Below are 5,138 nucleotides of genomic sequence, written 5' to 3'. Positions count from 1 at the left end.
CTTATCAACTATTGGTACTTACTGAATTGCAAAATAAAGTTAAACTCAGGAATTCGTTTGGAAGGCTATTCTAAAAAAGTACATCAAATTAGAATAGAAATCTAAGGAGCTAATTTGATGGCCTCATGAAGAAAAAGAATAAAAATGAGAAGACCTTTTCAATGCAAACGGGCCTAGATGTATAGCTTCTTGACGTGATTGATAATAGCGCGGTAAACATATTCCCTGTAGTAAGCAGGATCAGGGATAGTAAATATAGCCAATCCACCCACATTCCAAGCTACATTAGAGATGACTCTCTTCTGCTCCATCTCGTCCACCATCTGCTTCACCTTGGAGACATCTTCAGCAACCTCCCTCCAATCCCCTTGATGAGCTGTGGAAGGAGCCATTTTGAGACTCAATTCAAATTGCTGCAGGGCAAATTGATATGTGTGCAACCATTGAATGTCATCCTTTTCTACCTTGGCCTTTCCAAGTCTTGCATCTTGAACAAGCTCCTTGATAAGCAACTCAAAATCTGAAGACTTAAAGTCCCTACAGTCCAACTTATCCATGAACATTTTTATTTGTTCCATTATAAACACCCATTATAAATGGGTGCTGAAAGCTGATAAGAGTATCTAATACTCACTTTTTGGACACAGTGAATTCCAATGGAATATTTTAAATATGACCCTGGTCATTTATGACTGCAGTCATATTTCGAGAAATCAGAATAAAGAAGGATAAAATGTCCCTTCGTGAAAAGAAGAAAATCGAGACAAAGAACAGGATCTTTGAAGTATCGGGCAAATTGTTCAAAGAAAAAGGCTTTGAAAACACTACAATAGATGAGATTACAAAAGAAGCCGGGATTGCTAAAGGTACTTTTTTCAATTATTTTCCGACTAAAGAGTCTCTTATTTTGTACTTTGCGGAGCAAAAAGCCGATTTGATCTACGACTTGAAAGAAGAAGAAGCTTTAACCCATCTGCCTACAAAGGAAAGGATCAAAAGATTCCTCGTAGCAATGGCTGAAAGCTACGAGAAGGACAAAGATCTTACAAAATTGCTGTTCATGGAATATAAAAGATACATAGAGATCTCACGACCTGAACTCAATAAAGAGAGAAGCCCACATTACCGTCTGATCAAAGTGCTTCTGGACTTACTGGAAGAAGGGATAACTAAAGGGGATGTAAGAAATACAGATACAAGAATGGCAGCTGAAACGCTAAATGCAGTGTATTTTCACACTTTAATGATGTGGCTGAAATCGGAGAAAGATTTCTCTTTTTCAAGAGACATCTCTGCAAAGATCGATCTGTTATTTGAAGGTATAGGAGATTGATTATAATGCTAGCTATAGAGGTTGAAAAACTAACTAAGGAATTCAACGGATTTGTTGCTGTAGACCATATTTCATTTAGTATAAAAAGTGGAGAAGTATTCGGTTTACTTGGTCCAAATGGAGCAGGTAAGACAACGACCATGTCCATGCTCTCAACTATGCTCAAACCAACTTCCGGAAAAGCATCTGTCAATTGTTTTGACATATTGAAAAAAGAAGATGATGTTAGAAAATCCATTGGTATTGTTTTCCAAGACCAGAGCCTTGATGAAGAACTCACTGCCTATGAAAATATGGATTTTCATGGCAGGCTTTACCGTATCCCAAAGGAATTAAGAGAGAATAGAATTAAAGAGCTTCTGAAGCTTGTAGAACTTGAAGAGAAAAAAGACAACCTCGTAAAAACGTATTCCGGAGGAATGAGAAGGCGTCTGGAAATAGCAAGAGGACTGTTGCATGAGCCTAGGGTGCTCTTCCTGGATGAACCAACTCTTGGCCTTGACCCCCAGACAAGGAACCATCTCTGGAACTATATTGACAAACTGAACAAGGAAAAAGGGATCACAATAATCCTTACCACCCATTATATGGAAGAGGCAGACAAGCTGTGTGACCGGATAGCAATAATTGATAAGGGAAAGATCATCGCATTAGACACATCGGAACGGCTTAAGGAAAGTATAGGAGGGGATGTTATCGAAATAATATCCTCAGAACAAGAAAAACTCCATTCTACGATCAAAACATTTTCCTGGGTCAAACATGTGGACGTGCACAATGGCTCTGTTACTATCAACCTGCAGAATGCAGAAAAACATGTTGTTGAGATTGTAAACCTTGCATCTGAGAATGGGATTGAGATCGAATCTATTTCTATCCATAAGCCAACCCTTGAAGATGTCTTTTTGTATTACACAGGCAGGACTATGAGAGAAGAAGAAGCCAGCACTAAAGACCGTATGCGTATGATGCACAGGCCCCAGAGGAGATAAAATGGACATTGTATATACTATCTGGTTAAGAAGTGTAAAACGTTACCTGCGTTCCAAAAGCAGAATAGTAGGCAGTTTAGGTATGCCCATATTCTTTTTGCTTGTTCTGGGCTTTGGGCTTAATTCCGTGGTCAGCCTTCCTGGTATGAGCCACGGATATATAGGATTCATCATTCCAGGTATCATTTCTATGAGTGTCCTGTTCACGTCGGTATTCTCAGGCATACAGATAATATGGGACAAACAATTCGGATTCTTGAAAGAAACATTAGTCGCACCTGTGACCAGAATGGAGATCATGCTTGGGCAAACAGCAGGAGGAGCTACGACTTCTCTAATCCAGGGACTCATTATACTTGTGATCTCGTTATTCCTGGGACTGAAGATTACCAGCATCCCGGGATTTGCTTTGGCAATTTTATTTATGATATTGATAGGCCTTTCCTTCACTGCATTTGGAATTGCCATTGCATCCAGAATGGAAGACATGCATGGCTTTCAGCTCATAATGAACTTTGTAATTTTCCCGATCTTCGGACTTTCCGGGGCACTATTTCCCATAGATAGTCTGCCATCTTGGCTAAGGTCTCTGACCATGCTGGATCCGCTTACATATGGAGTAGAAGGAATAAGATACGGATTACTGGGCACTTCTCAGATAGACCCATTAGTTAGCTTTGTAGTACTTACAGGATTTACAATATTCATGGTGATCTTTGGAGCCTACCTGTTCCGCAAGATCAGTATCTGAGAACAACAGGACATACTAAACATGAATAATAAAATTTGGAGCCATGTTCCTTTTCCAAATTTATTATGGAACATGGCAGTAGTTGTTTAAATTAAGCCTCTGCAGGAGCTGGCTCTGGTTCGGAGAATAACTCTCTTTTTATGCTCAGCTTGTTCTCATGTTGAGAATAGAACCACAAAGGAATAAAAAGACACAGGACAAAAAAACCTATTCCTGTAGTGTTCCAACCAAGTTCAAGACTGTTGAGGTATATGATACCGACCAGGAAGAAAGGAATGTTCAGAATGGCAGCAACAAATGATACGTGCTTCCAGCCGCGGGGAGCTTTGAATGGTCTCTCTAGCTTTGAAAGTTCAGGGTCATTCCTCACTTTTACATATGTATAGAGACTGATGCCATTGGCACAAATATACCCGATAGCAGAAGCGGCCAGGATAGCAGTGGGGGTTCCGAGAAGGATCAGACACATATTAAAAAGTGCATCTGCGATCATGGCATTCATGGGATGCCCGTGTGAGTTCAACTTGCTGAACACAGAAGGCAGATTCCCTTCAACTGACATCGAATATATGGACCTCGCAGAAGATAAGAAAGCTGTCTGTATAATGAGAAGCATTGCACCTACCAGCATTATTATGGAAATAGTGGCACCAATAGGCCCCAACGAGAGATTGGCAAGAGGAAGCATCGGAGAAATGGGATCTGCAAGAACACCCTCAACTCCCAGTGTACCTATGACAGAAGTCTGTACAAGCACATAGAGAACAAGGCAGATAGCACCGCATACGAACAGCGCTTTTGGAGTGTCAGTGTTCGGTTTTTTGTATTCTGGACCGTATATTGCTGCAGTTTCCCATGCTGCAGCACTCCATTCAGCCATTGCGAACAGGCCAAGGAGGATCAATATATGTTCCATGTCCCAGCTCCAGTCTGTGGGGAACCAGGAAGTGGTAATGTTTGAGATATGGAAATCACCGGTAAAGAATGGTGCAATTGTGATGACCATCAATGGAACTAGTGATATCAAAGCAAGAATGAAACCTGCAGTTGCTCCATTTTTAAGCCCTTTGGAATTGATTATTGCAAGTGAACCAAAAATGACCGCTCCAACGACCAAGGAAAGAAGAGTTTCCGGAACAGAACCTAAAGCCGGAATAAGACCGTGCAGATAACTGGAAATGAGAATAGCATATATAGCAAGCACAGGACTCCAGCCGAACCAGTAACTCTAGGCACTAAAGCCGCCTATGAATTTACCAACCTTATATTTTTTGTTGTTGTCATTATTTGCAGACGAACCAAAAACAGTTTGAGTATAACCCGGCAACCCTGCAGCTTTTGGAAAAACAGTTGCTAGTTCTCCATATCCCAGGTTCTGCAAGAAACCTAATAAAATAGTTGCGGCCCAGATAACTATTGCAAAAGACCATACATAACTAGTAAGATAACCAATTGAAGGCAGTATTAATAAGGGAACACCCAATGCAATTGCAAGCCCCTGCTTCCAGTCAATTGTTCTTTCCAGTTCCTGCGGCTCACAAATGACCTTGCTGCATTGAACTCCATGCTCCCAGTCGATCCCAGACTGTGGATTGCTTTTTTTATCATCCAACCTAAACACCTCATATTTATATTTTCGGTATCCACCTACCTTCTGTCGTACGTACTCGGAAGTCAGCAAGTTACTACTGACTAAATAGTATAAATAGATTCTTATTGTTAATAAGGCAATATAAATACATTTCGCAAGGTAAATAAAGAGAATCGAATGGAGAAAAATAGATTAAAGAAGAGAAAGAAAACAGAAAGAAGAGAATTAATTGTTGATACATCCGAAAATGTGGAAGCGGTCTTTTTGAAATCAATAACCATTGAAATGGCTTGAGTGAAAATTTTTGCTAAAGCAATGGTGATTAATATATGTTATGCCTTTACAACCTAAGTTTGACAGTTTTCACTCCTTGATGAAGATATTGGCTTCTTTTTTAGCCAATATTTTCTTTTTTTGTCAGGAAAACCAATTTGACAGTTCTAATAATTTCATGTAAGATTCTACGATATC

The 5,138-nt window shown here is 40.0% G+C and carries 5 protein-coding genes and 1 pseudogene; 3 read left to right on the top strand and 3 right to left on the bottom strand.

The window, feature by feature from the left end; all coding sequences use genetic code 11:
* Positions 1-173: 173 nt before the first annotated feature.
* Complete coding sequence (locus tag ACC612_RS13125) at positions 174-578, bottom strand: hypothetical protein (RefSeq protein WP_371855029.1); 405 nt, start codon at positions 576-578, stop codon at positions 174-176.
* Positions 579-733: 155 nt separating this feature from the next.
* Here ACC612_RS13125 and ACC612_RS13120 point away from each other — a divergent pair, with 155 nt between their 5' ends.
* The 3 genes from ACC612_RS13120 to ACC612_RS13110 are packed head-to-tail and all read left to right on the top strand — an operon-like array spanning position 734 to position 3,076.
* Positions 734-1,333 carry a TetR/AcrR family transcriptional regulator gene (locus ACC612_RS13120; protein WP_371855028.1) on the top strand — a complete coding sequence of 200 codons (600 nt, stop codon included), beginning with the start codon at positions 734-736 and terminating at the stop codon, positions 1,331-1,333.
* 5 nt (positions 1,334-1,338) lie between these two features.
* Entirely contained in the window at positions 1,339-2,325 is a 987-nt protein-coding gene (locus ACC612_RS13115) for an ATP-binding cassette domain-containing protein (protein WP_371855027.1), read from the top strand.
* A gap of 1 nt (position 2,326) precedes the next feature.
* Entirely contained in the window at positions 2,327-3,076 is a 750-nt protein-coding gene (locus tag ACC612_RS13110; protein WP_371855026.1) for an ABC transporter permease, read from the top strand.
* A gap of 91 nt (positions 3,077-3,167) precedes the next feature.
* On the opposite strand, the pseudogene ACC612_RS13105 reads toward ACC612_RS13110, so the two are convergent.
* Both ACC612_RS13105 and ACC612_RS13100 read right to left on the bottom strand, forming a co-directional pair.
* Positions 3,168-4,292, bottom strand: a pseudogene (locus ACC612_RS13105) (APC family permease); the annotation flags it as partial.
* A 12-nt stretch (positions 4,293-4,304) separates the two neighbouring features.
* Complete coding sequence (locus ACC612_RS13100; RefSeq protein ID WP_371855025.1) at positions 4,305-4,688, bottom strand: hypothetical protein; 384 nt, start codon at positions 4,686-4,688, stop codon at positions 4,305-4,307.
* Positions 4,689-5,138: the final 450 nt, after the last annotated feature.

The organism is Methanomethylovorans sp. (assembly GCF_041447285.1).
Lineage (GTDB): Archaea > Halobacteriota > Methanosarcinia > Methanosarcinales > Methanosarcinaceae > Methanomethylovorans.
The sequence above is the reverse complement of the archived record's forward strand: the minus strand, read 5'-3'. Positions and strand labels throughout refer to the sequence as shown.

What these genes read in the sequence shown, in the direction of transcription:
- ACC612_RS13125 (WP_371855029.1), bottom strand. Translation starts at nt 578, where the DNA reads ATGGAACAAATAAAAATGTTCATGGATAAGTTGGACTGTAGGGACTTT.
- ACC612_RS13110 (WP_371855026.1), top strand. Translation starts at nt 2,327, where the DNA reads ATGGACATTGTATATACTATCTGGTTAAGAAGTGTAAAACGTTACCTG.
- ACC612_RS13115 (WP_371855027.1), top strand. Translation starts at nt 1,339, where the DNA reads ATGCTAGCTATAGAGGTTGAAAAACTAACTAAGGAATTCAACGGATTT.
- ACC612_RS13120 (WP_371855028.1), top strand. Translation starts at nt 734, where the DNA reads ATGTCCCTTCGTGAAAAGAAGAAAATCGAGACAAAGAACAGGATCTTT.